The 3230-nt window shown below is 52.5% G+C and carries 3 protein-coding genes and 1 pseudogene; 3 read left to right on the top strand and 1 reads right to left on the bottom strand.

Annotated features, from left to right (window positions below; all coding sequences use genetic code 11):
• A partial coding sequence (locus PN477_RS08300) for an IS1/IS1595 family N-terminal zinc-binding domain-containing protein (protein ID WP_465250280.1) occupies positions 1 to 133 on the bottom strand: 133 nt, incomplete at its 3' end.
• A 159-nt stretch (positions 134 to 292) separates the two neighbouring features.
• On the opposite strand from PN477_RS08300, the pseudogene PN477_RS08295 reads away from it, so the two are divergent.
• From PN477_RS08295 to PN477_RS08285, 3 genes and pseudogenes are all read left to right on the top strand, one after another.
• Positions 293 to 754: pseudogene (locus tag PN477_RS08295) on the top strand (DNA cytosine methyltransferase); the annotation flags it as partial.
• Positions 755 to 845: 91 nt separating this feature from the next.
• Positions 846 to 1961 (top strand): ABC transporter ATP-binding protein, encoded by a 1116-nt coding sequence (locus PN477_RS08290; protein WP_272115820.1) that lies wholly within the window; start codon positions 846 to 848, stop codon positions 1959 to 1961.
• Between the two features lie 40 nt (positions 1962 to 2001).
• Positions 2002 to 3096: an ABC transporter substrate-binding protein gene (locus tag PN477_RS08285; RefSeq protein ID WP_272115819.1), complete on the top strand. Its 1095-nt coding sequence runs from the start codon at positions 2002 to 2004 to the stop codon at positions 3094 to 3096.
• The last annotated feature ends 134 nt before the right edge of the window (positions 3097 to 3230 follow it).

Here is a 3230-nt window from a genome sequence, read left to right as displayed (position 1 = left end):
TTTCAATAAACTGACGACGGCAGTCCTTGCAAAGGAATTTCTGTTTTTTGTGATGAGTACTGCCATTTTTGAGGATGGCATGAGAACCACAATAGGGACAGGGGGGACGTGGCGCATTATCATGAACAGGCATGGCAAATTTCCAAACTAATTAAGACATGAATTGATGAATATTATAGTTGATCATCAAAGCCAATGAGGTGGCAATCAAGCCATAATTAGTATAAATTGTTTATTTTTATTATCTTGATCTCGAAAGATCGCATTTCACTACATATTTACCACTACCAGATTAAAAGCCGGTGATACAAGTAAAAATGATCCATTGCATACATCATCATCACTGAGTGAACTCAACTTGAAACGAATTCGGGCTTCTAAGCCAGGTGGTACATGGAGGGATTGGGATGAAGCCTTACTAGCATCATGTCATCGTAAGGATACAGGCAAAACTTACCCCAGTGTTTATGGCCGTATGGAATGGGATAAGCCAGCCCCAACTATTACAACTCAATGCTTTGGATATGGAAATGGAAGATTTGGGCATCCTGAACAAGATCGTGCTATTTCATTGAGAGAGGCTGCGCTGCTCCAAACATTTCCTGAAAACTACCAGTTTTTACCATTGGGTGAAGAACCAAAATTCTATACAGTCGGTAGACTTATTGGTAATGCAGTTCCAGTTCGTATCGGTGAAGTCCTTGCACACACTTTTTTAAAGCATTTGGATGAGTATGGTGTGATACGTTGGTAATTGACTCTCATACTGAAATTCTGCTTGAGTATTCAGGATTAAGGCTTGCTACAATAGCGAACATTCACAACCCTGCGACGGATTATCAACTATGACCGCTCCCGTCCTCACCTCTGCCGATGCGATCGCTGCCTCTGATCCGACCCATCCCTACGACATTGAACTGCGGCAATTGATCAAGCAATTCGACCGCGAAGTGGTGATCAATGGGGTGGATTTGCAGATTCGGCCGGGGGAGTTTTTCTGTATTTTGGGGCCGTCGGGCTGTGGGAAAACGACGTTGCTGCGGCTGTTGGCGGGGTTTGAAACGCCGACAGGGGGCGAGGTGGTGATTCAAGGGCAGGTAATGAACCGCGTGCCGCCCTATCGCCGCCCGGTGAATACGGTGTTTCAGAGTTATGCCCTGTTTAATCATTTGACGGTGGCGGATAATGTGGCTTTTGGGTTGCGGGTGAAGCGGTTGCCCAAGGATGAGGTGCGCGATCGCGTTGCCACGGCCCTGCAAGGGGTACGGATGGAAGGCTTTGCCACTCGCTATCCGCAACAATTATCGGGGGGGCAACGGCAACGGGTGGCCCTAGCGCGGGCCTTGGTGAATGAGCCGACGGTGATTTTGCTTGATGAACCCTTGGGGGCGTTGGATTTGAAACTGCGCAAGGAAATGCAGGTGGAATTGTCCCGGCTGCATCAAGAGGTGGGGTTAACCTTTGTGATGGTGACCCATGACCAAGAGGAGGCCCTGTCGCTGTCCGATCGCATCGCGGTGGTACGAGCGGGGCAGATTGAGCAGGTGGGGACACCCAGCGAGATCTACGAACGGCCCCGGACGACGTTTGTGGCGGATTTTATCGGGGATACGAATTTTTTTCAGGGCGATGGGCAACAGGTGGAGGGCGATCGCATCACCTTCACCACGGCCACCGGCCTCACCCTCCACAGCTACGGCAAGCCCAACACGACAACCCTCTGCATCCGCCCAGAAAAAATTCACCTCAGCCCCACCCCCTTAGCCGTGGATAATGCCTTTAGCGGTCGTCTTCGCCATGTGATGTATCTCGGAACCCATGTACAAGCGGTGATCGAACTCGACCAGACGGGCGATCGCCTGCGTGTGCTCCAACCCAACAGCACCGGCCTGGATCTGCAATTGGATACACCCATTTATTTGGGATGGACAGCAGCCGACTGTCTCGCCTTAGTTGAATAGTTGAATAGTTGAATTAATCGCCGCCTTTCCCCTGACCCCTATGCCCACGTCGCGCCGTCAATTTCTCTCCACCTCAGCGGCTACGCTGTCGAGTTTGGCCCTCTCTGGCTGTGGTTGGACGCTCGCCAGTGTCAACGCCAAACCATTGTCCACCGCCACCGATGAACTCTACATCTACACCTGGGCGGGCTATACCGATGATGACCTGCTCGATCGCTTCCAGGAAATCACGGGGATTCGGGCCGTGGCGGATGTGTTCGACTCCAACGAGGCGATGCTCGCCCGGCTCCAGGCTAGCGGCGGCGGTGGCTACAGCATCATTTATCCCTCGGACTATATGGTGCAAAAAATGGTGGAGTTGGATTTTCTCCAAGCCCTCGACCCCAGCCAATTGATCGGGATGAACCGCCTCTTTGACCGCTTCCAAGATCCCCGCTATGATCCCAACAATCGCCACAGTGTGCCCCTGAGTTGGGGAACTTCCGGGATTATCTACAATCGCGCCCTCCTGGATGACCATCCCCAGGATTGGGACTATTTTTGGACGCATCAAGACCAGTTACATAAACGGATCACCCTGCTGAATGATGCGCGGGAGGTGATGGGGGCAACGTTGCGATCGCTCGGTTTTTCCTACAATTCCAGCAATCCGGCCGAACTTCGCGCCGCCTACGAAAAATTACAGCAACTGAAACCTGCGATCGCCGCCTTTAGTTCCGATGCCTGGCGCAATCAAATGCTCACCGGGGATCTCCTCGCCGCCATGTGCTACTCCTCCGATGCCAATGAAGTGATGGCGGAAAATCCGGATCTTGAATATGTCCTCCCCCTGAGTGGGTCGAGTCTCTTCATCGATACCCTCGCCATCCCCCGCACCGCCCCCAACGTCCCCGGAGCCTACGCCTGGATTAATTTCATGCTTCAGCCCGATGTGGCCGCTGAGATCTGCAAACGCCTTAGTTTTGCCGTCCCCAACGAAGTCGCCTTCGAGATGCTCCCCGCCAAACTCCGGGACAACCAAAGCCTGTTTCCCCCCGATCCGGCGATCGGCCGCTGCGAGGGCTTAATTCCCGTGGATGACACCACCAGCGAACTGTACGATCGCTACTGGACGCGCCTCACGAGTAGTTATTGACATACTCCCCCACTAAACCCTACGGGCTATAGTGGGGGATTCTGAACAGCCAGTTACCTGACCATTTATCCACTCAAACAACGAGAGTTGCAGAGGGTTGCTAGGCTCAACGACTAACGCCATTGATTTATCCT

Origin of the sequence: Spirulina subsalsa CS-330, from assembly GCF_028330765.1 — a bacterium.
GTDB classification, from domain to species: Bacteria; Cyanobacteriota; Cyanobacteriia; order Cyanobacteriales; family Spirulinaceae; genus Spirulina; species Spirulina subsalsa_A.
Note: the sequence above shows the minus strand (reverse complement) of the source record. Positions and strands in the feature narration are given on the sequence as shown.

Excerpts from the sequence above, each read along its gene's own strand:
- PN477_RS08285 (WP_272115819.1), top strand. The coding sequence starts at position 2,002 with ATGCCCACGTCGCGCCGTCAATTTCTCTCCACCTCAGCGGCTACGCTG.
- PN477_RS08290 (WP_272115820.1), top strand. The coding sequence starts at position 846 with ATGACCGCTCCCGTCCTCACCTCTGCCGATGCGATCGCTGCCTCTGAT.